This is a genomic window from Streptomyces sp. NPDC091377 (assembly GCF_044757045.1).
GTDB lineage: Bacteria > Actinomycetota > Actinomycetes > Streptomycetales > Streptomycetaceae > Streptomyces.
Map to the genome: position 1 here is coordinate 99,676 of NZ_JBIVUE010000012.1, position 24,043 is coordinate 123,718.

The window sequence follows — 24,043 nt, forward strand, 5'->3', positions numbered from 1 at the left end:
GACATACCCGTAGTACCTGTCACATCCGCGGCACCTGACATACCCGTAGTACCTGTCATACCCGTAGTACCTGAGAGGGACTCCGAGGGACAGCTCCCTGGCGGGACGCGGGCTACGGACTCCGATCCATAACTTCCTCGTCAGAGGCCCGAGAGGCGGGCCGCCGGGGGAGGACGGGTCGTCATGGCGAGGTCGGTGTTCAGGAGTCCCGCGCGTCCACGCGCCGTCGGCGGAACAGGCGGTGGCGGTGCCCGCGGGGCACACCGCTGGTACCGCACCCTTCTCGCCGCGCTCATCACGGCCGGACTGGTGGCCCCCCTCTCCGCCGCGGCCCGCCCCCGCGTCCCCGCGCCCCCTCCGGCGGACCTGGGCCCGGTCACGGCGGCCACCCTGGACCGCGCGTACGCCGCCAACCGTGCCAACGCCGCCGAGGCGGCCCGGATGGCCGCCGACCATGGTGACCGGCGCCGCGCGGCCGTGGAGCGGGCGATGGCCGAGGACCCGGCGAGGCAGCTGCTCGCCTTCGACGGACGCGGCGCCGGACGGGCGACGGAGGTCTTCGGAGACCTGGCGCGGGCGGACCGGGTCGCCGTCCTCGTACCCGGCTCCGACACCCACCTCGACAGCTACGGACGGCTGCGCGCCGCCGCCGCGCATCTGCACGAACGGCTCGGCCGCCAGGCCCCGCCGGGGGTGCGCACGGCCGTCGTCGCCTGGCTCGGGTACGAGACCCCGGGCACGGTCAGCACCTCCGTGACGACCACCACCCGCGCCGAGGAATCCGCCCCCGGCCTGCGGACGTTCGTGACCCTGCTGCACACGCTCACCGGCGGGAACGCCCGGGTCGCGCTGCTGTGCCACTCCTACGGCTCGGTGGTCTGCGCCAGCGCGGCGCCCGGACTGGACGTGGCCGATCTCGTCCTCGTCGGCAGCCCCGGCACCGGTACCGACACGGCGGCCGGACTCCGTACGTCCGCACGGGTGTGGGCCGGGCGCGGGGCCGACGACTGGGTGGCCGACGTACCGCACCTCAAGGCGGAGCTGTTCGGTACGACCGTCGGCTTCGGCACGGACCCCATGGCCCCGGCGTACGGCGCCCGCCGCTTCGACGCCGGGTCCGGCGGCCACAGCGACTACTTCGCCCCGGGCTCGGCGGCCCTGACCAACCTGACCCGGATCGTGCTCGGCGCGTCGGCGGAGGTGGACCATGCGTGAGACCGGACGCCCCGGGCCCCTCGCCACCCTGCCCCGGCACCTCCGTCACCAGGCGTGCCGGATCGACGCGGCGACCCCCGAGGGCCGCGACCGCGCGGTGGACGCGCTGCGGGCCTGCGCGATTCTCGGGGTGGTGCTCGGGCACTGGCTGGTGACCGCGCTGGTCGCCGACGGCGACACCCTGCGCGCCGCGAGCCCCCTGGACCCGATGCCATGGCTGGCCCCGGTCTCCTGGATGTTCCAGACCCTCGCGGTGTTCTTCCTGGTGGGCGGCCATGTGGCCACCCGGAGCCTGGCCTCCGCGCGGGCCGGGGGCATCGGCTACCGGCGGTGGCTGGCCGCCCGGCTGTCCCGGCTGTTCCTGCCGGTGGCCGCCGTCCTCGGCCTGTGGACGGTGGCGACGGCCGCCCTGCTGCTGTCGGGCGCCGACCTCCTGACCGTGCGGACCCTGGCCAAGCTGGCCCTGTCGCCCCTCTGGTTCCTGCTGGTGTTCGCCGCGCTCACCGCGGCGACCCCGCTGCTGACCCGGGTGACCCCGCTGTGGCCGCTGTCGGCGGTGCTCTACGTCGACCTGTTCCGCTTCGGCCTCGACGGCCCCGCCTGGACCGGCTGGATCAACCTGGCCGCCGGGTGGCTGGTGCCGTACACGCTGGGCGCGGCCTGGACCCGGGGCGAGCTGGAACGGCCGCGCGCGGGCTGGGTGCTGCTGCTCGGCGGGGCGGCGGTGACGGCCGTACTGGTGGCGTTCGCGGGCTATCCGGCCTCGATGGTCGGGGTGCCGGGCGCGGAGGTCTCCAACCTCAACCCGCCGACCCTGGCCGCCGTCACCTTCGGCGTGGCCCAGTGCGGCCTGGCCCTGCTGCTGCGCGGACCGCTGCGCCGCGCCCTGGTCCGCCCCCTGGCGTGGGCGGCGGTGGCGCTGGTCAATCTGTCGGCGATGACGATATTCCTCTGGCACCAGACGGCCATGATGGCGACCACGGCCACCGGCCTGTTCGCGGGCCGGCTGCCCGGACTGCACACCCGCCCCGACGACCTGACCTGGATCGCGTACCGCCTGGCGTGGCTGCCGGTCTTCGCCCTCGCCCTGGCGGTCTGCTGGACGGCGTTCCGGTTCGGGGAACACCCGGGCAGGGGCCGCGCGAGAGGGGACGGCGCCCGGGACGACGGAGCCGTACCGGCGCCCGTACCCCCGGAGCGTACGGCGGCGACGCGGCGCGTGCGGGAGGGGAGCGGTGTCTAGGCTGAGCGATGTGAAGGGCACGGGGGGCATGAACGGAACAACCACGGACATCGGAGCCGGAGCCAGAGCCGGAGCCGGACCCGGTGCGGGAGGGGCGGCGCGGCTGGGCCGCGTCACGGCCCCACTGCGCGGACTGGCCGGCGAACTGCGGACGACGTCGTACGACCCGCTGCCGGCCTCGGTGTGGTTGCGCTGGCTGCCGCACGGAATGGTGGTGCTGTACGCGGTCGGCATGTTCGTGGCGAACCTGGACCAGCTGATCGACGGCTACCGCCTGGGGGTCCAGATCGGGCTGCTCTGCGCGCTGGCGCAGTTGGCGGCCGGGGTGCTGGTGCTGTGGTTCCCGGTGCCGGCGGGCTGGCTGTCACTGGCGGTGTTCGTGGGGGTGGCGCTCGGCCTCCCCGAGGTCCCCGCACCGGGCGCGGACTTCGGCGCGGGCCCGCCCTGGCCGTGGACTCCGCCCGGGGTGGCGGGCCACGCGATGGTGCTGTTCCTGCTGGCGCTGCGGAGCCGTACCGCGGTCTCGTTCACGATGCTGGGTCTGACGGGCGTCACCACCTGGTTCCTCCAGGTCTGGCTGGGCGGTCAGCACTACCAGGCGACGGGCATGATCGCGTTCGCGGTCTTCGTGGGCTGCACCACGCTCGGCGCCGCGCTGCGGGGCCGCAGGGTGGCGCGGATCGAACTGGTCGAGCAGACCGGGATCACGGCGGAGGAACGGGCCCGGCGCACCCTGCTGGAGGAGCGCAGCCGGATCGCGCGTGAACTGCACGATGTGGTGGCGCACCATATGTCCGTGATCTCCATCCAGGCGCAGGTGGCCCCGCACCTGGTCGCGGACCCGTCCGACGAACTGCGGGAGAACCTCGCCGGAATCCGCCAGAACGCGCTGGACGCGCTCACCGAACTCCGCCGGGTGCTGGGCGTCCTGCGGTCCGAACACCCCGAGGACCAGGAGGGCCCCGGCGCGGGCACGGCCCCGCACGCCCCCCAGCCCACCCTCGACCGCCTGGACAGCCTGATCGACAACACCAGGACCGCCGGGGTGGAGGTCAGCACCCACATCACCGGCGAACCGGCCCGCCCCTACCCGCCGGGCATGGAGCTGTCGGCGTACCGGATCGTGCAGGAGGCGCTGAGCAACGTACTGCGGCACGCGCCGGGCGCCTCCGTCCGCGTCGAACTCACCCACTTCCCCGAGGGCCTCTACCTGGGCGTCGTCAACTCCAGCCCGAGCCGCCCCGTGCAGCCGTCGCCGGGCGCGGGGCACGGACTGCTGGGGATGCGGGAGCGGGCGGCGATGCTGGGCGGCCATCTGATGGCGACGAGGACCCTGCACGGCGGTTTCTCGGTGTCGGCGTTCCTGCCGAGGGAGGCCGGGACCCCGGCGCCCGACCCGCACATGCCCGGACGGACCGGAGGCCCCCTCACGGCCACGACCCAGCCCATCTCCAAGGAAACCCGATGACAAGCGGAACGACCGACGGATCGACTGGCGGACCGACCGGCGGATCGACCGGTGGAGCCACCGGTGACGGGACCGGCAGCGGGGCCGGTATCGGGACAGGTGGCGGGGCCGGTATCGGTGCCGGTATCGGGACGGGTGGCGGGACGCCGATCCGCGTACTGATCGCCGACGACCAGCAGATGGTCCGGCAGGGCTTCACCGTGCTGCTGAACACCCAGCCGGACATCGAGGTGGTCGGCCAGGCGGTGGACGGCCTGGACGCGGTGGGGAAGGTGGCCGAACTCGCCCCGGACGTCGTCCTGATGGACATCCGGATGCCCGAACTGGGCGGTATCGAGGCGACGCGCAGGGTCACCACGGCCACCTCCGGCACCCGCGTCCTGGTCCTGACCACCTTCGACCTGGACGAGTACGTCTACGAAGCCCTGCGCGCGGGAGCCTCCGGCTTCCTCCTCAAGGACGCGTCGGCCGACCAACTGGCAGACGCGGTACGGGTGGTGGCGGCCGGTGACGCGCTGCTGGCCCCCGGCGTCACCCGCCGGCTGATCGCCGAGTTCTCCCGGCTGGACCGCACACCGCCCGCGCCCCTGAAGCAGCGCGTGGCCGAGCTGACCGAACGTGAGACGGAGGTGCTGGCCCTGATCGCGAGGGGGCTGTCCAACGCGGAGATCGCGGGGCGCCTGGTGGTGGCCGAGCAGACGGTGAAGACACATGTGGGCCGCATCCTGGTGAAACTGGCCCTGCGGGACCGTACGCAGGCGGCGGTGTTCGCGTACGAGTCGGGACTGGTCCGCCCGACGGGCTACTAGGAACCGGCCACGCGGGGTCACCGACCGACTGTGGCTTGTCACTGCCGCCGGATAGAGTTGAGGTGCGGTTGGGTTGCTCCCGGGGTCGTTCCCGAGGGACGGCTACGGAGGGACCCGCATCCACGGGGAGGCTGTTGTGACGACGGACGGAGTCGGAGGAGCGCTGGGGGCCGGCCTGATGTTCGGGCCGTTCGGCGTGCTGGGGAAGGCGATCGGTGACATCGTCACCGAGTACACGTCGTTCACGGAGTTCAAGAGACGCGTGGACGATCTGATCCGCGACCTCAAGGAGTCCCCGGCGGGCGAGGGCAAGGTGGGGGAGGAGCCCCTGACCCGGGTCCAGTTCGGCGGCGGGGACGGGCAGTGGTCGGAGGCGGCGGGCCTGTTCGGCTCGTACGAGACGGTCATCACGGAACTGGAGAACCTCTCCAAGCTCCTGTCCGACTCCATCGAGGGCATGGGTATCGCGGTACTGGCCTCGCACAAGGGCTACGAGAACCTGGACCTGGACATCCGCGATCGCATGGCGGCGATCAGCGTGGACACGACCGAGCACTACGGCGGTGCGTACGACCCGGAGCGGTCGAAGCCGGAGAAGCCGGACGACACCGGGGCGGACGGGCCCGACGGCACGGGCACGGGTGGCGGCGACGACGCTGGAGGCACGATCTGATGGCCGGCGGGGGAAGGGGCGGCGGCACGCCCTTCGAGTCGATGAGCCACGAGCGCATGCTGGCGTGGCTGGACCAGGCGAACGCCGGGACGGTCCAGGCGGCGGCCGACCGGCTGCTCGCGGTGGCCTCCGAGATCCACAAGATCGCGGAAGAGCTGAAGGTGCGTCCGCAGTGGGTGGAGTGGAAGGGCGAGGGCGCCGAGGCGTTCCGCACCTGGGCGGGTGACCTGGCCAACGCCACGATCCGGCTGGGCGACTTCAGCGAGGACTCCGCGACCTGGCTGAGCCGGGCCTCCACCGCCATCGCCCAGGCCCAGACGGCGATCCCACGCGACGTCCCCGGCGCCCAGGCCAACCGCGACGCCGCGAACGACGCCCCGAACGACCCCGACTCCCGCACCGTCTCCACCAAGGCGGCGGCCGACCTCGCCGCCCTCAAGGCCGACCGCGAACGGGTCCGCCAGGAGGCGGCGGCACAGATGCGGAAGCTGGCGCAGTCGTACCAGGTGTCGGCGACGCAGCTGAACGCACTGCCCCGCCCCAAGTTCCCACCCCCGCCGGCGGAGATCGTGCCACCGACTCCTGCGCGCAACAACATGAAGGGCTTGGACCGCCCGGGCGATGGGGGTGACGGCAGCACCACGTCCTCCACTCGCCCCTACGGCGCTACTCAACCTGACACACAGGGCGCACCGAACGCCCCCGTGTCGCGCTCGAACCCGGACGCGGTGCCACCACGCCAAGGCCCCGCACAGCCGGACATTCCGGTGCAGCCCGAGACTCGTTTGGATGTCAACTCCGTCAACACGATTCCGGATGCGCAGCGGTCCCAGCAGACTCCGCCTGCCCCCGCTCCCACGCCCGGGCCCACCCGTGTCGACGGCGGCGGTCCGCTTGTCCCCGGTCCGGTGCCACCGGTCTTCGGCGGTACGAAGGGCCCGGACCGTTCGGCCGGCCCGGTCCGGCCGGTGGGGACCGGCCGGACACCGTCACCGACGGGCACCGGCCCGGTAGGCCCCGCGCCCGCTCCGGCGCAGGGGCGGGCGACCGGGGTACCAGGAGGCGGTGGCGGCCAGGGCATCGTCGGAGGGCGGCCGGGTCCGCTGCCCGGGGACCGCACCTCCGGGATCCCTCGCGGTGTGGTGGTCGGTGGCGAGGGCCAAGGCGCGCGTGGGCCGGTGGCTCCGGGTGCGACGGGTGCGCCGGGCGGACCCGTCGGGCGACCGGCGGGGCCTCAGGCGCAGGCTCCGGGTGGCCGCGCGCCTCTCCCCTCCAGCGGCGCCTCGCCGCAGGGCGGGGTGGTCGGCGGCAGCCCGCAGCAGCAGCCGGGCCGAGCCGCGGGAGCAGCCGGTTCGGGTGGGCGGAGTTCCGGGGGCACGGCCAGGGGCGGTATCACCGGGGGCGTGCCGACCAGTACGCGCGCGGGCGGCACCGGCACCGGCGGCAGATCCCGTAAGCCGACCAAGCCCAGGACGGAGAACCGGAGCGGGCGCCGGGTGGCGACCGAGGACGAGGAGACCTGGAAGCCGGACGACGGACGTCGTACGGTGCCGCCGGTCATCGAGTGACGAACGGAAGGCGTGAGGACTCACATGCCCCTCAGCGGAACGCGGCGCGCACAGCGCCGCGCTGTGGCGTCGGCAGCGCTGGGCGTGCTGCTCGTGGGGGTCGGGGGTGCTCCCGCCCACGCGGAGTCGACCCGGGACAAGCAGTGGCATCTTGATGCGATGCAGGCCGAGCAGATGTGGCAGAAGAGCACCGGCGACGGTGTGACCGTCGCCGTGATCGACTCGGGCGTGGATCCGGACAGCGCCGACCTGAAGGGCCGGGTCCTGCCGGGCAAGGACTTCGTACTGGACCAACCGGGGAACGAGCACACCGACGACAACGGACATGGCACCGGTATGGCTGGTCTGATCGCCGGAACAGGCGCGTGGGGAGGCGGTCAGGGCGCCTACGGTCTGGCGCCAGGTGCCAAGATCCTGCCCCTCCGCGTCTACACGGACGCCTCGTTGGGAAGCCAGGCCGAGGCGACGGAGGAATTCAACGAGCTGGGGCCGCAGGCGATCCGGTACGCGGCGGACGAAGGCGCCCAGGTCATCAACATCTCACTCGGGTACTCGGAGGGCTCACCGGAGCTCACCGATGCGGTGGAGTACGCCTTGGAGAAGGGCTCGCTCGTCTTCGCGGCGGTCGGAAACACCGGTGACAAGGCCAATTTGGCCGAGTACCCGGGCGCGACTCCGGGTGTGGTGGGCGTCGGTGCCATCGGCAAGGATCTCCGCAAGACAGATGAATCCCAGTACGGGCCTCAAGTGGACCTTGCCGCGCCCGGCGAGGAAATGGTGCACGCCTGCGGAGAGGCGTCGGGCCTTTGCACCTCGCACGGCACCAGCGACGCCACCGCCCTCGCCTCCGCCAGCGCCGCCCTCATCTGGTCCGAGCATCCCGACTGGACCAACAACCAGGTCCTCCGGGTCATGCTCAACACCATCGGCGCCCCCACGGACGGCGCCGACCGCAACGACTCGATCGGCTACGGCATCGTCCGCCCCCGCGTCGCTCTCCAGAACCCCGGCGATCCCGGCCCGGCGAACGAATACCCCCTCCCCGATCTGAAGGAGGCGGCGTCGAAGCCCCCGGCGGAGTCCTCCGCGCCCCAGGGCGGGGACGACGACACCGGAGCCGCGACCGACAAGGGCCCGAGCACGGCGGCTGCGGCATCCGACGACGGCAACACCACCCTCTGGATCGCCCTGGGCACGGGCGCGGCCCTCCTCGCAGCGGCAGCGATCACCCTGGCAGCCCGCAAACGCCGCAACCGGCCGACCACACCCACCCCGGCCCCCTACGCCTACCCCCCGCCCCAGCCTCCCGTCCCGTCGGACAGAAGGCCGGACACCTTCTAGGAGACAGGGACCAGCCGTGCCACGAGACACGGAAGAGACCACGCACGGCGTGGTGAAGGCCGTTCTGGTGGCGGGGGCCGTCCTGGTGGCCGGTTGTTCCGGCGGGGCTGGGGACGGCCGGGACCGCAGTGACGCTCCGCGGGGCTGGAAGGTGTGCGAGGAGTTCTTCGGGGCGGACGGGATCGACGCGGTCCAGGAGGAACTGGGCGAGGGGACTCTCACCGTGCTGAACGCGCCCGTTGCCGTGGAGGAGGTGCTGGAGGACCGGGCCGGTGTCGCGAAGGCGTGGGAGCCGGGGAGCGGGGTGCACTACTCGAACCGCAGTCGGCCGTGTGAGCTGGGGGTCGAGGGGACGGGGAAGCGGCTCAGTTCCTCCGTGGGATGGTCCGTCGACACGGAGAAGGACATCCGGGACGGCGACGCGGGGGAAGGATGGGAGTCCCTGGGGGACGGGATCCACGTCAAGCGGGAGGACGGTGGGTTGCGCCTGACCGCCGTGATTCCCTGCGCGGTCCAGGGAGCGCATGCCGGGCAGGAGGCGGGGCTGCCGCTTGAGGTGGAGACGGAAGTCAGGGGGGTTCCGGACTTCGACGTCCGCGTGCTGAGCGAGATGGGAGCGCGGCTCGCGCGGAAGACGGTGGACGGACTTCCGTGCGTGAATCGACCGGAGATGCCTCGCGGGCTGTGACGGCGACCCGGTCGAGGGTGTGGGTGTGGCTGCGGAGTCCCCCGCGTAGTACCTGAGACGGATCCCCCATGACCCCCCTCACTGGTGACGACGGGGACGTGTCGGGGCGCCTACCGTCTGGGGTGTGAGTGAGACGACCCGGAGGGTTCCGAGTCCGCCGGATGGTGGGGTCGGGGCCTATAAGCGAAGCCCGGAGTACCGGGTGGCCGCGGATGCCCTGCGTGGGCTGCGGCAGGATCTGTTCAAGGACGCGTTCGCCTACCGGCCGATGCGCCCGATGCGGCTGAACGGGGTGTTCACCCGGCGGCTGAAGGGAAGGCCGCGGGAGTACGCCAAGTACGCACCGCACGCCGTCGTGGCGGTCGCGGGGCTCATCGCGTTCGCGGTGGGGTGGAACAGCGGGGCGAACGGCCCCTTCCCGTTGCTGCTGGCCGGTGGGCTGCTGTGCGCGGTGCCGGTGCTCGTCACCCTCGTACGGCCCGTCGGCGCCTTCTGGCTGTCGATGGCCTCGGCCCCCCTCGGGCTGGCCCTCAGCGGAGGGTGGTTCGAGTGGCCGTGGGCGGGCGGCACCATCTTCAGCCATGTCGTGGTGCTCACGGTCGTGGCGATACGGACCCGGCCGCGCACCGCGGTCTGGCTGTGGGCGCTCACGGCGCTCTACAGCTTCCTCGCCACCGTCCCCACCTCCGAGACCGGCGTCCTCGGGCCCGTGCTCCTCGTCGCCGCCCTCAGCCTGCTCACCGTCACCGTCTGGCACATCCGGCGCGACGCGAAGGAGGCGAAGGAAGAGGTCACCGCGCAGAAGACGGTCACCGAGCACGAGCGCTCCAAGCGCACCCTCCTGGAAGAGCGCACCACCATCGCCCGTGAGCTGCACGACGTGGTGGCCCACCACATGTCCGTGGTCGCCATCCAGGCCGAAGCCGCCCCCTACCGGGTCGAGAACCCGCCGCCCGAGCTGGAGCGCGCCTTCGTCACCATCCGGGAGAACGCGGTCGCCGCCCTCACCGAACTGCGCCGGGTCCTGGGCGTCGTACGCGCCGAGGACTACGAGGCGCCCGACGCCCCGCAGCCCACCCTCGGCGATCTGGACCGGCTGCTCGCCAATGTCCGGGACACCGGCCTCGACGTCGAGAAGACGGTGACCGGCGCGGTGCGTGAGCTGCCGCAGGGCGTCGAGCTGTCGGCGTACCGGATCGTGCAGGAGGCGCTGAGCAACACCCTGAGGCACGCGCCCGGCGCCCCCGCCCGCGTCGAGGTCGGCTATGTGCTCGGCGGGCTCGGGCTGCGCATCGTCAACGACCCGCCGCCCCACCCGTCCCTGATCAAGCCCTCGCCCGGCGCGGGCCACGGCATCACCGGGATGCGTGAGCGGGTCACCATGCTCAGCGGGGAGATGACGGCGGGGACGGCGGACGACGGAGGCTACGAGGTGGCGGTGTTCCTGCCGGTCGCCCGGGTGAACGAAGGTGAGTGAGGCATGACCATTCGCGTACTGATCGCGGACGACCAGATGATGGTGCGCGAGGGCTTCTCGGTCCTGCTGAACGCGATGCCCGACATCGAGGTCGTCGGCGAGGCCGTTAACGGCCGCGAGGCGGTCGAGCGGGTGCGCGAGCTGGCCCCGGACGTGGTCCTGATGGACATCCGGATGCCCGAGCTGAACGGCATCGAGGCGACCCGGGAGATCGTCGCCGCCGACGGCGGGGCGAAGGTGCTGGTGCTGACCACCTTCGACCTGGACGAGTACGTGTACCAGGCGCTGCGCGCCGGCGCCTCGGGGTTTCTGCTCAAGGACGCCTCGGCGCGGCAGCTCGCCGACGGGGTGCGGGTGGTGGCGGACGGGGACGCGCTGCTCGCCCCGTCGATCACCCGCCGGCTGATCACCGAGTTCTCCAAGCTGGCCGACGCCCCGCGGCTGATGCCGTCCGCCCAGGCCGCCTACGGTGATCTGACCGAGCGCGAGACCGAGGTGCTGGTGCTGATCGCCCAGGGGCTGTCCAACTCCGAGATCGCCGAGCGGCTGGTGGTCGCCGAGTCGACCATCAAGACCCATGTGAGCCGGGTCCTGGTCAAGCTGGGGCTGCGCGACCGCACCCAGGCGGCGGTCTTCGCGTACGAGGCCCGGCTGGTCACCCCGGGCTGAGCCGCGCCCCGCCTGGCGCCGCCCCCGCCTGGCGCCGCCCCGCCCGGCGCCGCCCCCGCCCGGCGCCGCTCGGCCGCCCCCGCACCGCTCCGCTCTGGTCAGGGGCGGATCGGCGGGCTAGCGTCCGCTCATGGCAATGGGTGAGGGCACAGAGGTCTCGTACGTCCCGCGCGGGTCGCGGATCCCACCGGCGTTCGATCCATGGGATCCCGCGTTCCTCGCCGACCCGTACCCGGCGTACGCGGAATTGCGCGCACAGGGGCGGGTGATCCGCTACGAGCCCACCGACCAGTGGCTGGTGCCGCATCACGCGGATGTGTCGGCCCTGCTGCGGGACCGGCGGCTGGGACGGACGTACCAGCACCGCTTCTCGCACGAGGACTTCGGGCGGACGGCACCGCCGCCGCAGCACGAGCCGTTCCACACCCTCAACGACTTCGGGATGCTCGATCTGGAGCCGCCGGACCACACCCGGATCAGACGCCTGGTGTCGAAGGCGTTCACCCCGCGCACGGTGGAGCGGCTGAAGCCCTACGTCGAGCGACTGGCCGCTGAACTGGTCGACGGGCTGGTGCGCCGCGGCGGCGGCGATCTGCTCGCGGAGGTGGCCGAGCCGCTGCCCGTGGCGGTGATCGCGGAGATGCTGGGCATCCCCGAGGGCGACCGGGCGCCGCTGCGGCCCTGGTCGGCGGACATCTGCGGGATGTACGAGCTGAGCCCGTCGCCCGAGACCGCCCGCCGGGCCGTACAGGCGTCGGTGGAGTTCTCCGCCTACCTGCGGGAACTGATCGCCGAGCGGCGCGCGGCGCCGGGCGACGACCTGATCTCCGGGCTGATCGCGGCGCACGACGAGGGGGACCGGCTCACCGAGCAGGAGATGATCTCCACGGCGGTGCTGCTCCTCAACGCCGGGCACGAGGCCACCGTCAACGCGACGGTCAACGGCTGGTGGGCGCTGTTCCGCAACCCCGGCCAGCTCGCCGCCCTGCGCGCCGACCACTCCCTGGTGCCGTCGGCGGTGGAGGAGCTGATGCGCTACGACACCCCGCTCCAGCTCTTCGAGCGGTGGGTGCTGGACGACATCGAGATCGACGGGCAGCTGATCCCGCGCGGCGCCGAACTGGCCCTGCTGTTCGGCTCCGCCAACCACGACCCGGCCGCCTTCACCGCCCCCGAGCGGCTCGACCTCACCCGTGCCGACAACCCGCACATCTCCTTCAGCGCCGGGATCCACTACTGCATCGGCGCCCCCCTGGCCCGTATCGAACTGGCCGCCTCCATGACAGCCCTCCTGGAACGGGCCCCGACCCTGCGCCCGACCGGCGAACCCGACCGCAAGCCGAACTTCGTGATCCGGGGACTGGAGGGGCTCAGCGTGGAGGTGGGGTGAGCCGGGCGGACTCCGGGGGTGAGCCGGGCGGACTCCGGGGGTGAGCTGGGGGTGAGCCGGGGGCGAGAGAGCCGGGCGGACTCCGGGGGACCTGGCGGACTCCGGGGGACCCGCGTGGCCCCTCCGACCCCACCCCCTCAGCCCCTCACACCCTCCCCGATCCTCCCGATCCCCCCACCCCCCTCAGCCGCTCACCACGTTCCGGTGTCGTAGGCCCGCCAGCCCCGTCGCCGTGAGTGTCGCCGCCAGGGCGAGCAGGATCAGGACGGGGGGCCAGCTCATGGCGCCGCCGGGGAGGCGGGGGAGGTGGGCGAAGGGGGAGAGGTCCAGGACGATCCGGGGGGCGTCCAGGGCCGGGCCGACCCAGCCGATCAGCAGGACCGCGCCCGCCACACCCCAGGCGGCGGGGGCCAGGCCGGGGGCGAGGCCGTGGAGCAGGACCGTCAGGGCGCCGACGACCCAGATCGCGGGGAGCTGGACCAGACAGGCCGCGAGGATCGGGCCGAGATCCTTGCCGTACCCGGCGGCGAAGCCGAGGGCCGCGACCAGCATGATGAGGGCCGAGCCCGCGAACGCGACCGTGAGGTGGCCCGCGGCCCAGCGCAGCCGCCCGACCGCGCCCGCCAGCACCGGTTCCGCGCGGCCGGAGGTCTCCTCGCCGTGCAGCCGCAGCACCGACGCCACCACATACAGCGCGGCCACCAGGCCGAGCATGCCGATCATCGCGGCGAGGAACGCGTCGGTGACCCCGCTGTGCCCGCCCATCCGCTCGATGATCTCGCGGGCGTTCCCGTTGTCGCCGAGCAGATCGGCGGCGCCCTCGGTGAGAGTGCCGTAGACGGCGCCCGCGAGGAAGAAGCCGATGCTCCAGCCGAGGACCGTGCCGCGCTGGAGGCGCCAGGCCAGGGCGCCCGCCGTGGCGAGCCGGCCCACGGGCGGGCCCGGCCGGGTCGGCAGGAAGCTCATGCCGACATCGCGGCGGCCGGTCAGCTCGTACGCCACCGCTCCCTGGACCACGACCGCCCCCGCGATCAGCGCCGCCACCCACCAGCGTTCGCCCGCGAACGGGCGCAGATTCTCCAGCCAGCCCAGCGGGGAGAGCCAGGTCAGCACGGACGAGCCGTCGGTGCGCGCCGAGTCGCCCGCCGCGCGCAGCACGAACGCCGCGCCCAGCACGGCGGCGGTCAGCCCCCGGGCCAGCCGGGCGCTCTCGGTGAGCTGGGCGACGATCGCCGCCGCCGTCGCGAACAGCATGCCGGTCCCGGCGATCCCGAAGCCGAGCGCGAACGCGCCGCCCGCGCCCTGTCCGGACAGCCCGGCCGTGACGATCAGGGCGAGGACGCCGTTGGCGAGCGCGGCGGCCAGCAGGGCGGCCGTGAGGGAGGCCCGGCGGCCCACCGTCCCGGAGGCGACCAGTTCGTGCCGGCCGCTCTCCTCCTCGTCACGGGTGTGGCGTACGACGATCAGCAGGCTCATCACCGCGGCGAGCAGCCCGGCGTAGAGGCCGACGCGCCAGGCGGTCAGGGCGCCGAGCGACTCGCCGAAGACCGGGCCGATCAGGGCCCGCAGGGAGGCGTTGGTCTCCATCTGCCGCACCAGGTCGGCGCGTTCGGCGGGCGTGGCGTACATCGACTCCAGGGTGCCCGGCATGGACAGCACCATCACCGCGTTCACCGCGACCCAGACCGGGATCATCACCCGGTCGCGGCGCAGGGCGAAACGCAGCAGGGTCCCGGTGCCGGCCAGCGGGCGGGTGCCGCGGACGCGGGCCGCGCCGGAGGGGGCGGAGGTCACCGGGGGCGCGGGGCTCGGGGAGGTCCCGGGGGTTGGGGAGGTCGGGGTCATCGGGCCGGGACCTCCTCCTGGTAGTGGCGCAGGAACAGTTCCTCCAGGGTGGGCGGCGTCGAGGTCAGGGACCGTACGCCGGACTCGGTGAGGCGGCGCAGGACGCCGTCGAGCCGGTCGGAGTCGACCTGGAGGCGGACCCGGTTGCCCTGGACGTCGAGGTGGTGCACCCCGGGCAGCTGCGCGAGGCCGTCGGGCGCGGTGGCCAGTTCGGCGGTGACGCTGGTGCGGGTGAGATGCCGCAGGTCGGCCAGGGAGCCGGTCTCCACGGTCTGCCCCTTGCGGATGATGCTGACCCGGTCGCACAGCTCCTCGACCTCGCCGAGGATGTGGGAGGAGAGGAGCACCGTACGGCCGCGTGCGCGTTCCTCGGTCACACAGCGCTGGAAGACCTCCTCCATCAGGGGGTCCAGGCCCGAGGTGGGCTCGTCGAGGATCAGCAGGTCGACGTCGGAGGCGAAGGCGGCGACGAGGGCGACCTTCTGCCGGTTGCCCTTGGAGTACGTACGTCCCTTTTTGCTCGGGTCCAGCTCGAAGCGCTCGACCAGTTCCGCGCGCCGGGCCGGGTCGAGACCGCCGCGGAGTCGGCCGTAGAGGTCGATGACCTCGCCGCCGGAGAGGTTGCGCCACAGGGTGACGTCGCCGGGGACGTACGCGATCCGGCGGTGCACCTCCACGGCGTCGGCCCACGGGTCGCGGCCGAGCACCTGGGCGGCGCCGGAGTCCGCGCGCAGCAGGCCCAGCAGGACGCGGATGGTGGTGGACTTGCCCGCTCCGTTCGGGCCGAGGAAGCCGTGCACCTCACCGGCTTCGACCACGAGGTCGAGTCCGTCGAGCGCGCGGGTCCGTCCGAACGACTTGTGCAGCCCGGAGACGCTGATTGCCTTCGCCATATTGCTGAAGCTACGGTAACTTCACAAATTTGTGAAGTTAAGAAAGCGTATGAAGGGCGGATACGCTGAGAGCGGGGGCGTGAGCTGGGCCGATGCTGTGACGCGGCGGGAACAAGGGTGGCAGGGGAGATGATCGGGCGATGAAGGAGACGCGGCGGACGAAGGAGCCGGTACCGGTGCCGGAGCCGGTGCCCGTGCCGGAGCCGGTGCCCGTGCCGGAGCCGGAGCCCGTGCCGGAGCCGGAGCCGGTGCCCGTGCCGGACGCGGGGCGGGATCCGGAGACCGTCTCGAAGTTCGTGGAGGCGTTCGCGGCCCAGCTGGTCGAGGCGGGGATGCAGCGCATGCCGGCCCGGGTGTTCGCCGCGCTCCTCGCCTCCGACGCCGGGGCCATGACCTCCGCCGAACTCGGCGAACAGCTCCAGGTCAGCCCCGCCGCGGTCTCCGGCGCCGTGCGCTATCTCGCCCAGGTGCACATGGTCGGCCGGGAACGGGAACCGGGGTCACGGCGCGAGCGGTACCGGGTGCACAGCGACCAGTGGTACGAGGCGCTCACCAGCCGGGACGCCATCCTGAGCCGCTGGCGGCGGACCCTGCACGAAGGCGTCGAGAGCCTCGGCCCCACCAGCCCGCCGGGGCGCCGCCTCGCCGAGACCGTCGCCTTCTTCGACTTCCTGGAGGGAGAGCTGGCGGCCCTGATGGAGCGCTGGCGCGAGCACCGGCAGCAGAACTTCGGCAACCAGGACCCGCCCCAGGCCCCTTGACCGCCGCCCTTTGACCGCCAGCCCCTTCACCACCCGCCCTTTGACCGCCCGCCCCCGTCACCACCCGCCCCGTCACCACCCGCCCCGTCACCACCCGCCCTTTGACCGCCCGCCCCCGTCACCCCGGCAGCGTGAGCCCCAGCGCCCCGCCCCGTACCGTCCAGGTCCTGCGGCGTACCGGACCGGAGGTCTCCGCGTCGGCCCCGTAGTGGAAGTCCGCGCCGGTGACAGTGACCCGGCGGGCGACGGCCCGCAGCGGGGACGCCTCCGCGCCCACCGAGACGGGCCGGATGACGATACGGGCCGCGCCCGTGCCGTCCGGGGTGATGGAGACCTCGGAGACGGGCTGGTCCAGGTCGATCAGGGTGGTGCCGTCGGCCTCCACCCGCAGCCGGGTCGGTGCCGTCGCCCCCGTGCCCATGAGCCGGGCCGGGCGCGCGGGCACCAGGGTGCGGACCAGGGAGCGGCAGGAGCGCAGCCAGAGGGCCCGGGCGGGCGCCGGGGCACAGTCCCCCGCACCCGCACCCGCACCCGCACCCGCACCCGTCCCACCCTTACCCGGCATACCCCTATCCGTCCCCGTACCCGTCGTCCCCGTCCCCGTGCCCGCACCCGTCGTCTCCGTCCCCGTACCCAGACCCGGCGTCCCCGGCCTGCCCGCCCCCGGCGGGACCGCCGTACCGGACAGGACCGCCGCACCGGACAGCGGCGGGATGGTCAGAGCCCCCAGCACCACCCCGTCACTGTCGTCCACCAGCAGGTCCACCCGGCGCGGGGCGCCCAGCAGCACCGCGCGGGCGGCCGTGACGGCGGTCGTCGGGACGCCCAGAGCCGACGCCAGAGTCAGCGCACTGCCCACGGGAACCACGGAGAGTACGCAGTCGGTCAGCTCACGGCGACGGTGCAGCAGCGCCACCGCCCGCAGCAGGGCGCGGTCGTCGCCGATCACCACCGGCCGCCGCGAGCCGCGCCGGGCCAGGGCGCGGGCGAATTCCTCCGGCCCGTCCGGGAGGCACACCTTCGTCGCCGCACCCGCGCTGAGCACGTCTTTCGCGATTCTCACGGACTCCCCGTCCGTCTGCCGTGCCGCCGGATCGATGACCACAAGCAGCTGCTCGGACGTCGCGGAAGTCGCCACCTCGGCCATGCCTCGCTTCCTCGGGTAGCATCTTTGTGCAAGAGCCCCTTGCGCTATTGCGCCAGGGGCTTCGTCTATTCCGGGGCATCCGGTCCGACGGTTCTGACGGTTCGCGACCCGCACAGGTCGTGGCCGGTGGTGGTGCACGCGGCGGAAACGCCCACCGTGCGCGCCCCTGACCTTGGACATGCCCCGCCCGGAAGGGGTGTACGCGCGTGCCCGCACTTGTGCTGCTCGGTGCTCAGTGGGGTGACGAGGGCAAGGGGAAGGCCACCGACCTGCTCGGTGGCTCCGTCGACTACGTGGTCCGATACCAGGGCGGCAACAACGCCGGCCACACCGTGGTCGTGGGCGACCAGAAGTACGCCCTCCACCTCCTCCCCTCCGGAATCCTCTCCCCAGGCTGTACGCCGGTCATCGGCAACGGCGTCGTCGTCGACCCGTCGGTCCTGCTCTCCGAGCTGAGCGGTCTGAACGAGCGCGGCGTCGACACGTCCAAGCTCATCCTCAGCGGTAACGCGCACATCATCACGCCGTACAACGTCACCGTCGACAAGGTGACGGAACGCTTCCTCGGCAAGCGGAAGATCGGCACGACCGGGCGCGGTATCGGACCCACCTACGCCGACAAGATCAACCGGGTCGGCATCCGGGTCCAGGACCTCTACGACGAGTCGATCCTCACCCAGAAGGTCGAGGCCGCGCTCGACGCCAAGAACCAGATCCTCACCAAGCTCTACAACCGCCGCGCGATCGCCGTCGACCAGGTGGTCGAGGAGCTGCTGGGCTACGCCGACCAGCTCAGGCCGTACGTCGCCGACACCGTCCTGGTCCTCAACCAGGCGCTGGAGGACGACAAGGTCGTGCTCTTCGAGGGCGGCCAGGGCACCCTGCTGGACATCGACCACGGCACCTACCCGTTCGTCACCTCCAGCAACCCCACCGCGGGCGGCGCCTGCACCGGCGCCGGGGTCGGCCCGACGAAGATCAGCCGGGTCATCGGCATCCTCAAGGCGTACACCACCCGCGTCGGCGCCGGGCCCTTCCCGACCGAGCTGTTCGACGAGGACGGCGAGGCGCTGCGCCGGATCGGCGGCGAGCGCGGCGTCACCACCGGCCGGGACCGGCGCTGCGGCTGGTTCGACGCGGTCATCGCCCGCTACGCCACCCGCGTCAACGGCCTGACCGACTTCTTCCTCACCAAGCTCGACGTGCTCACCGGCTGGGAGCAGATCCCGGTCTGTGTCGCGTACGAGATCGACGGCCGGCGCGTCGAGGAACTGCCCTACTCGCAGACCGACTTCCACCACGCCAAGCCGGTCTACGAGATGCTGCCCGGCTGGACGGAGGACATCAGTGGCGCCAAGACCTTCGCCGAGCTGCCGAAGAACGCCCAGGCGTACGTGAAGGCCCTGGAGGAGATGTCCGGCGCGCCGATCTCCGCGATCGGGGTCGGTCCGGGCCGGGACGAGACGATCGAGATCAACTCGTTCCTGTAGGCCCGTGGACGGGTTTGCCGAGGGGGTGTCCGCACGGGCACCCCCTCTCGCCGTCCCTCCCCGGCAACCCGTCCCTGGCAACCCCTCCCCTCCCCCTCCTCACTCCGTCCGCAGGGCCCGTGCCGCGTCCGTCCGGGCCGCCCAGCCCGCCGGGGCCAGCGCGCCCGCCACGGCGATAACGAGGCCGCCGAGGGCGAGCAGCGCGAGGACGGGCGCGCTGTGCACGTCGATGAACGAGTCCGGCAGGTCCATGCCCACCGCGTCGCCCATCATCGGGGCCACGAACCGGTGCAGGGCGAGGCCCAGCGGCACTCCGGCGGCCCCGGCGACCAGCCCGACCAGGGCGACGGAGGTGAGGACCATCCCGACGGTCTGCCGGGGTGTCATCCCGAGCGCCTTGAGGACACCGAGGTCATGGACGCGGTCGCGGGTGTCCAGGACCACCGTGTTGAGCACCCCGAGGCCCGCGACCGCCACCAGCAGCAGGGTGAGCATCGCGATCAGGGTGTTCATGGCCACGATCACGCTGGAGGAGCCTTCGCTGTTCGGGTGGGCGTAGGCGCCCGAGTCCTTCAGGGACTCCGTGAGCGCGGACAGGTACGCCGCCTCGGAGGTACCGGCGGCGGGTTCGGCGTAGAAGCGGACCCGGTCGGTGTCGAGGCCCAGCGCGGTGAGGGTGGCGGCCCCGGTGAGCACGGCGGGGCTGAGCAACGGCGAACTCGCCGCCCGGTTCGCGCTCAGCGAGGCCACGGTCAAGACGCATGTGGCGCGCATCATGGCCAAGTTGCGGTTGCGCGACCGGGCGCAGGCGGTGGTGGTGGCGTACGAGACGGGACTGGTCCGGGCGGGTGGAGGGGGCGGGAGCGTGGGGAACGCGGGCCTCGGCGGTGGCCGGGATCCGCTGGGCTGAGGACGATCCCTCAGCTGAAGACGATCATCGAGCCCTGCGCGAGGCTGCGGGTCGCCGCCGCGTGCAGTCCCAGCCAGACATGGCGTTCCCGGGCGAAGGGGCTGGGGTCGTAGGGCGCGGGGACCGCGGGCTCCTCCAACTCCGTCGGGGCGAGCGGGGCCTGGGGCGGCGCGGGCGGGTTGGCCGGGTCGATGCCGATGGCCGGGGCGACGGACTCCAGCTCCCTGAGCAGGGTGTGGGAGGAGCCCAAGGGGCCGCCACCGGCGAGGAGTTCGTCGTTGGCGAGCGGATGCGGGAAGTCGACGGGGACGTAGGCGCCCGCGTGGTCGTAGTGCCAGACCAGATGGGACTGCTGGGCGGTGCTCTCGAACATCTCCAGGAGCTGCTCGTAGTCGCCGCCCAGGGCGTCGACCGGGGTGACCGGAAGCCCGCAGACCTGGAGCAGGTAGGCGCGGCGCAGGAAGTGCAGCGCGTCGTAGTCGAATCCGGCGACCGGCGCCACATCGCCGGAGAGCCCCGGCATGTACTGGTACACGGGCACCGGAGGCAGTCCGGCCTCGCCCAGCACCGCGTTGTACTGGGCGAGTTCCTCGGCGAAGGGGTTCTCGGGGGTGTGGCACAGAATGTCCACGAGCGGCACCAGCCACAGGTCACAGGCCAAAGGAAGGCTCCTCCACGGACAGCGCGCGACGGCACGATGGTCAGGGCAGCGTAATCGGTACGGGCGTACGCGGGCTCCCCCCGTGCGTACGTTCGGTGCCTGACACCTACCCAGTCCGTGACACCGGGACCCGGCAGGACCCGTCGGGAGCTGTCGGGACCCGGTAGGGCATGGCGCGGACCGGGGTCGTTGCACCGAGCGGTCCTCGACGGCTCACTCCACCGACAGGTTCTCGATCAGCGCCAGCGAGTGGGCGTTGTACGCCGCCACCACGGCCCCGGCCCGTTCGATGTCCCGGCAGGTCAGCGCGGTGACCAGCTCGGAGTGCCCGGCCCACAGCAGTCCGCGCAGATCGGCGAGGGGGCGCAGCCGCTGGACCGCGCAGACCCAGGACTGCACCCGCAGCCGGTGCAGGAAGTCGGCGAGGTAGGCATTGCCGAACAGTGTGCTCAGTTCGCGCCAGAACCGCAGGTCGTAGCCGATCAGTACGGTGAGATCGCCGGCCCGGGCCGCCCGCTCGGCCTCCTCGCCGCGCCGCCGCACCCCCGCGAGCGCGCCCGCCGTACGGGGGTCGTCGGGGTCCCGGAAGCCGTGCCGTCCGGCGGCGAGGGCGTGGAACATCCCCTCGGTGACCAGCGCGCGCGCCTCGACCAGTCCGTGGAAGTCGGCGACCGAGTACTCCCGCACCCGGAACCCCCGGTGCTGGTCGGCCTCCAGCAGCCCCTGCGCGGAGAGATCGACCAGTGCCTCGCGCACCGGCGTCGCGGAGACCCCGTACTGCTCGGCGATCTCCTTGACGGTGAACGCCTGCCCCGGCGGGAGCCGTCCGGCCAGCACCTCGTCGCGTAGCGCGTCGGCGATCTGCTGCCGCAGGGTGCTGCGGGTCACCGCGCCGTTGCCGCTGCTGCCGGGCATGGTCGGGGCGTCCTCTCGACGGTACGCGGGTGGCGTGCTCGTACGTGTGTCTACGAGCACGTCACCTTACGCGTTCAGGCCCCGACGGACCCATATGCGAAGCCGTGTACCGGCCCGGACCGGACCCCTGGCCCGGACTCCTGACCGATACCGACCCGTTGTACCGGTTGTACCGGCCTGCGTCAGCCGGTGTGAGCCGTGTCGACTGTGCGGGCCGTTGTCTCAGCCCGTGTGCCGGTCGGCGACCGTGAGCGCGTCGTCCAGCGCGGCCAGCCCCTCCTTCAGTTCGGCCTCGGTGACATTGCAGGGCGGGACGACATGGGTGCGGTTCATGTTCACGAACGGCCAGATACCGCCCGCCTTGGCCGCCGCCGCGAACTCGGCCATCGGGGTGTTCGCCGCACCGGCCGCGTTGTAGGGCACCAGCGGTTCGCGGGTGTCCTTGTCCTTCACCAGCTCCAGGGCCCAGAACATGCCGGTCCCGCGTACCTCGCCCACGCAGGCGTGCCGTGCGGCCAGTTCGCGCAGGGCCGGTCCGAGGACGGTCGCGCCGAGCCGGTCGGCGTTCTCGACCACGCCCTCCTCCGCCATGACCTCGATGGTGGCGACGGCGGCGGCGCAGGCGAGCGGATGCCCGGAGTACGTCAGCCCGCCCGGGTAGGGGCGCCGGCCGAAGGTGTCGGCGATGGCGGGGGAGATGGCGACACCGCCGAGCGGCACGTACCCGGAGTTCACGCCCTTGGCGAAGGTCAGCAGATCGGGTACGACGTCGAAGTGGTCGGCGGCGAACCAGCGCCCGGTCCGTCCGAACCCGGCCATGACCTCGTCGAGCACGAACACGATCCCGTACCGGTCGCACAGCGCGCGGACGCCGGCGAGGTAACCGGGGGGCGGCACCATGATCCCGGCGGTGCCGGGGATGGTCTCCAGCACGATCGCGGCGATGGTCGACGGCCCCTCGAAGGCGATCGTCGTCTCCAGGTGCTCCAGGGCGCGCGCGCACTCCTGCTCCTCGCTCTCGGCGTAGAAGCGGGAGCGGTAGGGGAAGGGTCCCCAGAAGTGCACGACCCCGGCGGCGCCGCTGTCGCTGGCCCAGCGGCGCGGGTCGCCGGTGAGGTTGATGGCCTGCTGGGTGCCGCCGTGGTAGGAGCGGTAGGCCGAGAGCACCTTGGGGCGGCCCGTGTGCAGCCGGGCCATGCGGACGGCGTGCTCGACGGCGTCGGCGCCGCCGTTGGTGAAGAAGATCTTGTCCAGGTCGCCGGGGGTCCGCTCGGCGATCAGCCGGGCCGCCTCGGAGCGGGCCTCGACGGCGAAGGCGGGCGCGAAGGTGGACAGGGTTGCGGCCTGTTCCTGGATCGCGGCGACGACCTTGGGGTGCTGGTAGCCGATGTTGGTGTAGACGAGTCCGCTGGTGAAGTCGAGATAGCGGTTGCCGTCGTAGTCCCAGAAGTACGACCCCTCCGCGCCGGCCACGGCGAGCGGGTCGATGAGCTCCTGGGCGGACCAGGAGTGGAAGACATGCGCGCGGTCCGCCGCCTTCACGGCGGCGCCGGTCTGGGGATCGGGCTGGATGGACTGAGGGGTCATGCGGCGAGCGTAAATGTCCGGGATGCGGGCGCGGTATCGGCGTCCTGTCTGTGGTCCAGGGGTTTCCGCGACAGGTTGTCGAAGGGCGGGCGGGGAGGGAAGGGCCGTCGACCTCTTGACAGCAAACTGCCTAAATGACAGTCTACTGTCATAAGGGTGCGAGGAACGACGAGGGAGCAGCCCATGACCACGGACGACAGGACGACGACCCGGACCGTCCACCTGGGGGTCTACGACACCCTGGCCGACTGGGAGACGGGCCACGCGACGGCGTTCCTGGCCCGCGCCGGGTACGAGATCCGCACGGTCGGCCCGACGACGGCGCCGGTCACCAGCATCGGCGGGCTGCGCATCACCCCCGACCTGGCCCTGGACGACGTAAGGCCGCAGGACTCGGCCCTGCTGATCCTGCCGGGCGCGGACCGCTGGGACACGGGGGACGACCTGGCCCCGTTCGCGGCGAAGGCGCGGGCGTTCCTGGAGTCCGGGACTCCGGTGGCGGCGATCTGCGGGGCGACGGCGGGACTGGCCCGCGAGGGCCTCCTGGACGACCGCGACCACACCGGGGCGGTCTCCTTCTACCTGGCGGCGACGGGCTACGGGGGCGGGGAGCGGTACGTCGAGAAGGACGCCGTGACGGACACGGCGGCGGGCGCCGCGCTGGTGACGGCGGGACCGACGGAACCGGTGGCGTTCGCCCGCGAGATCCTCAGCCTGCTGGGCGTGTTCGAGGGCGAGGTGCTGGACGCGTGGTACCGCCTGTTCCACGACTCGGACGCCGAGGCGTACGGGGTGCTGGCCGAGGCGGGCGCGGCGTGAGCGAGGAGCGGCAGTCCCTGCTGAGCAGGGCGGCGCTGGGGACGTTCCGGCTGAACGGCCAGTTCCTGGCGGTCGCCGACGAACTGGCCCGTCCGGCCGGGCTGTCGGCGGCGTGGTGGCAGGTCCTCGGCGCGGTGCTGCGGGAGCCGTTGCCGGTGTCGGGCATCGCCCGCGCGATGGGCATCACCCGCCAGAGCGTGCAGCGCGTCGCCGACCTGCTGGTGGAGCGGGGCCTGGCCGAGTACCGCCCCAACCCGGCCCACCGCAGGGCCAAACTCCTGGCCCCCACGGAGGCGGGCCTGGCCGCCGTCCACCGCATCGACCCCGGCCACGCCACCTACGCGGACCGCTTGGCCCAGGCATTCGGCGAGCCCGAACTGGCAGAGGCGGTACGGCTGCTGGAACGGCTGTCGACGGTGCTGGACGAGGTGGGCCTCCCGGAGGAGGGGGCCCTACCCTTGCAGTGACGAAGCT

Annotated in this window: 22 protein-coding genes and 1 pseudogene; 16 read left to right on the plus strand and 7 right to left on the minus strand. The window is 72.8% G+C overall.

Annotated features, from left to right (window positions below; translation table 11 throughout):
* The first annotated feature begins 183 nt into the window (after positions 1–183).
* The 11 genes from ACIQNG_RS25015 (at position 184) to ACIQNG_RS25065 (ending at position 12,541) form a co-directional block, all read left to right on the plus strand.
* Positions 184–1,215: an alpha/beta hydrolase gene (locus ACIQNG_RS25015; protein WP_401487916.1), complete on the plus strand. Its 1,032-nt coding sequence runs from the start codon at positions 184–186 to the stop codon at positions 1,213–1,215.
* Entirely contained in the window at positions 1,208–2,458 is a 1,251-nt protein-coding gene (locus ACIQNG_RS25020; protein WP_401487918.1) for an acyltransferase, read from the plus strand. The genes ACIQNG_RS25015 and ACIQNG_RS25020 overlap by 8 nt, the downstream gene beginning before the upstream one ends.
* A 28-nt stretch (positions 2,459–2,486) precedes the next feature.
* Positions 2,487–3,926 carry a sensor histidine kinase gene (locus ACIQNG_RS25025; RefSeq protein WP_401487920.1) on the plus strand — a complete coding sequence of 480 codons (1,440 nt, stop codon included), beginning with the start codon at positions 2,487–2,489 and terminating at the stop codon, positions 3,924–3,926.
* A complete protein-coding gene (locus ACIQNG_RS25030; RefSeq protein ID WP_401487922.1) occupies positions 3,923–4,735 on the plus strand; it encodes a response regulator in 813 nt (270 codons plus the stop codon). The genes ACIQNG_RS25025 and ACIQNG_RS25030 overlap by 4 nt, the downstream gene beginning before the upstream one ends.
* A 136-nt stretch (positions 4,736–4,871) precedes the next feature.
* Positions 4,872–5,408, plus strand: a complete 537-nt coding sequence (locus ACIQNG_RS25035; protein WP_401436188.1) for a hypothetical protein — start codon at positions 4,872–4,874, stop codon at positions 5,406–5,408.
* Positions 5,408–6,976, plus strand: a complete 1,569-nt coding sequence (locus tag ACIQNG_RS25040) for a translation initiation factor IF-2 (protein ID WP_401487925.1) — start codon at positions 5,408–5,410, stop codon at positions 6,974–6,976. Before ACIQNG_RS25035 ends, ACIQNG_RS25040 begins: the two co-directional genes overlap by 1 nt.
* Before the next feature lie 24 nt (positions 6,977–7,000).
* Positions 7,001–8,317, plus strand: a complete 1,317-nt coding sequence (gene mycP, locus ACIQNG_RS25045; protein ID WP_401487927.1) for a type VII secretion-associated serine protease mycosin — start codon at positions 7,001–7,003, stop codon at positions 8,315–8,317.
* 16 nt (positions 8,318–8,333) lie between these two features.
* Entirely contained in the window at positions 8,334–9,005 is a 672-nt protein-coding gene (locus ACIQNG_RS25050; protein WP_401487929.1) for a hypothetical protein, read from the plus strand.
* Between the two features lie 124 nt (positions 9,006–9,129).
* Positions 9,130–10,482 carry a sensor histidine kinase gene (locus ACIQNG_RS25055; RefSeq protein ID WP_401487930.1) on the plus strand — a complete coding sequence of 451 codons (1,353 nt, stop codon included), beginning with the start codon at positions 9,130–9,132 and terminating at the stop codon, positions 10,480–10,482.
* Between the two features lie 3 nt (positions 10,483–10,485).
* Complete coding sequence (locus ACIQNG_RS25060) at positions 10,486–11,151, plus strand: response regulator (RefSeq protein WP_401436177.1); 666 nt, start codon at positions 10,486–10,488, stop codon at positions 11,149–11,151.
* Positions 11,152–11,281: 130 nt separating this feature from the next.
* Complete coding sequence (locus tag ACIQNG_RS25065) at positions 11,282–12,541, plus strand: cytochrome P450 (RefSeq protein WP_401487933.1); 1,260 nt, start codon at positions 11,282–11,284, stop codon at positions 12,539–12,541.
* Positions 12,542–12,724: 183 nt separating this feature from the next.
* On the opposite strand, the gene ACIQNG_RS25070 is transcribed toward ACIQNG_RS25065, so the two are convergent.
* Together ACIQNG_RS25070 and ACIQNG_RS25075 are read right to left on the minus strand one after the other, a co-directional pair.
* Positions 12,725–14,386 (minus strand): ABC transporter permease, encoded by a 1,662-nt coding sequence (locus tag ACIQNG_RS25070; RefSeq protein ID WP_401487934.1) that lies wholly within the window; start codon positions 14,384–14,386, stop codon positions 12,725–12,727.
* Positions 14,383–15,279, minus strand: a complete 897-nt coding sequence (locus ACIQNG_RS25075; protein WP_401487936.1) for an ATP-binding cassette domain-containing protein — start codon at positions 15,277–15,279, stop codon at positions 14,383–14,385. Before ACIQNG_RS25075 ends, ACIQNG_RS25070 begins: the two co-directional genes overlap by 4 nt.
* Before the next feature lie 140 nt (positions 15,280–15,419).
* Here ACIQNG_RS25075 and ACIQNG_RS25080 point away from each other — a divergent pair, with 140 nt between their 5' ends.
* Positions 15,420–16,040 carry a GbsR/MarR family transcriptional regulator gene (locus ACIQNG_RS25080; RefSeq protein WP_401487938.1) on the plus strand — a complete coding sequence of 207 codons (621 nt, stop codon included), beginning with the start codon at positions 15,420–15,422 and terminating at the stop codon, positions 16,038–16,040.
* Between the two features lie 118 nt (positions 16,041–16,158).
* On the opposite strand, the gene ACIQNG_RS25085 is transcribed toward ACIQNG_RS25080, so the two are convergent.
* Complete coding sequence (locus tag ACIQNG_RS25085) at positions 16,159–17,187, minus strand: diacylglycerol kinase family protein (RefSeq protein WP_401487940.1); 1,029 nt, start codon at positions 17,185–17,187, stop codon at positions 16,159–16,161.
* Positions 17,188–17,393: 206 nt separating this feature from the next.
* Between ACIQNG_RS25085 and ACIQNG_RS25090 the strand changes: the two genes are divergently transcribed.
* Complete coding sequence (locus tag ACIQNG_RS25090; protein WP_401436163.1) at positions 17,394–18,677, plus strand: adenylosuccinate synthase; 1,284 nt, start codon at positions 17,394–17,396, stop codon at positions 18,675–18,677.
* 99 nt (positions 18,678–18,776) lie between these two features.
* On the opposite strand, the gene ACIQNG_RS25095 is transcribed toward ACIQNG_RS25090, so the two are convergent.
* Positions 18,777–19,454: an ABC transporter permease gene (locus tag ACIQNG_RS25095; protein ID WP_401487942.1), complete on the minus strand. Its 678-nt coding sequence runs from the start codon at positions 19,452–19,454 to the stop codon at positions 18,777–18,779.
* Between ACIQNG_RS25095 and ACIQNG_RS25100 the strand changes: the two are divergent.
* Positions 19,378–19,587, plus strand: a pseudogene (locus tag ACIQNG_RS25100) (response regulator transcription factor); the annotation flags it as partial. The gene ACIQNG_RS25095 and the pseudogene ACIQNG_RS25100 sit on opposite strands and share 77 nt — an antisense overlap.
* Positions 19,588–19,597: 10 nt before the next feature.
* On the opposite strand, the gene ACIQNG_RS25105 reads toward ACIQNG_RS25100, so the two are convergent.
* The 3 genes from ACIQNG_RS25105 to ACIQNG_RS25115 all read right to left on the minus strand — a co-directional run bounded on the left by ACIQNG_RS25105 (position 19,598) and on the right by ACIQNG_RS25115 (position 22,750).
* Entirely contained in the window at positions 19,598–20,248 is a 651-nt protein-coding gene (locus tag ACIQNG_RS25105) for a hypothetical protein (RefSeq protein ID WP_401487944.1), read from the minus strand.
* Positions 20,249–20,461: 213 nt separating this feature from the next.
* Positions 20,462–21,163 (minus strand): GntR family transcriptional regulator, encoded by a 702-nt coding sequence (locus ACIQNG_RS25110; protein WP_401436155.1) that lies wholly within the window; start codon positions 21,161–21,163, stop codon positions 20,462–20,464.
* A 222-nt stretch (positions 21,164–21,385) separates the two neighbouring features.
* Positions 21,386–22,750 carry an aspartate aminotransferase family protein gene (locus ACIQNG_RS25115; protein ID WP_401436153.1) on the minus strand — a complete coding sequence of 455 codons (1,365 nt, stop codon included), beginning with the start codon at positions 22,748–22,750 and terminating at the stop codon, positions 21,386–21,388.
* Between the two features lie 183 nt (positions 22,751–22,933).
* Here ACIQNG_RS25115 and ACIQNG_RS25120 point away from each other — a divergent pair, with 183 nt between their 5' ends.
* Positions 22,934–23,569, plus strand: a complete 636-nt coding sequence (locus ACIQNG_RS25120; protein ID WP_401487947.1) for a DJ-1/PfpI family protein — start codon at positions 22,934–22,936, stop codon at positions 23,567–23,569.
* Complete coding sequence (locus tag ACIQNG_RS25125; RefSeq protein WP_401487949.1) at positions 23,566–24,036, plus strand: MarR family winged helix-turn-helix transcriptional regulator; 471 nt, start codon at positions 23,566–23,568, stop codon at positions 24,034–24,036. The genes ACIQNG_RS25120 and ACIQNG_RS25125 overlap by 4 nt, the downstream gene beginning before the upstream one ends.
* Positions 24,037–24,043: the final 7 nt, after the last annotated feature.

Bases quoted from the DNA above. Each gene is read 5' to 3' on its own strand.
- ACIQNG_RS25080 (WP_401487938.1), top strand. From the start codon at position 15,420: ATGAAGGAGACGCGGCGGACGAAGGAGCCGGTACCGGTGCCGGAGCCG.
- ACIQNG_RS25110 (WP_401436155.1), bottom strand. From the start codon at position 21,163: ATGCCCGGCAGCAGCGGCAACGGCGCGGTGACCCGCAGCACCCTGCGG.
- ACIQNG_RS25075 (WP_401487936.1), bottom strand. From the start codon at position 15,279: ATGGCGAAGGCAATCAGCGTCTCCGGGCTGCACAAGTCGTTCGGACGG.
- ACIQNG_RS25070 (WP_401487934.1), bottom strand. From the start codon at position 14,386: ATGACCCCGACCTCCCCAACCCCCGGGACCTCCCCGAGCCCCGCGCCC.
- ACIQNG_RS25085 (WP_401487940.1), bottom strand. From the start codon at position 17,187: ATGGCCGAGGTGGCGACTTCCGCGACGTCCGAGCAGCTGCTTGTGGTC.
- ACIQNG_RS25120 (WP_401487947.1), top strand. From the start codon at position 22,934: ATGACCACGGACGACAGGACGACGACCCGGACCGTCCACCTGGGGGTC.
- ACIQNG_RS25030 (WP_401487922.1), top strand. From the start codon at position 3,923: ATGACAAGCGGAACGACCGACGGATCGACTGGCGGACCGACCGGCGGA.
- ACIQNG_RS25020 (WP_401487918.1), top strand. From the start codon at position 1,208: ATGCGTGAGACCGGACGCCCCGGGCCCCTCGCCACCCTGCCCCGGCAC.
- ACIQNG_RS25025 (WP_401487920.1), top strand. From the start codon at position 2,487: ATGAACGGAACAACCACGGACATCGGAGCCGGAGCCAGAGCCGGAGCC.
- ACIQNG_RS25065 (WP_401487933.1), top strand. From the start codon at position 11,282: ATGGCAATGGGTGAGGGCACAGAGGTCTCGTACGTCCCGCGCGGGTCG.
- ACIQNG_RS25015 (WP_401487916.1), top strand. From the start codon at position 184: ATGGCGAGGTCGGTGTTCAGGAGTCCCGCGCGTCCACGCGCCGTCGGC.
- ACIQNG_RS25095 (WP_401487942.1), bottom strand. From the start codon at position 19,454: ATGATGCGCGCCACATGCGTCTTGACCGTGGCCTCGCTGAGCGCGAAC.
- mycP (WP_401487927.1), top strand. From the start codon at position 7,001: ATGCCCCTCAGCGGAACGCGGCGCGCACAGCGCCGCGCTGTGGCGTCG.
- ACIQNG_RS25115 (WP_401436153.1), bottom strand. From the start codon at position 22,750: ATGACCCCTCAGTCCATCCAGCCCGATCCCCAGACCGGCGCCGCCGTG.
- ACIQNG_RS25060 (WP_401436177.1), top strand. From the start codon at position 10,486: ATGACCATTCGCGTACTGATCGCGGACGACCAGATGATGGTGCGCGAG.
- ACIQNG_RS25040 (WP_401487925.1), top strand. From the start codon at position 5,408: ATGGCCGGCGGGGGAAGGGGCGGCGGCACGCCCTTCGAGTCGATGAGC.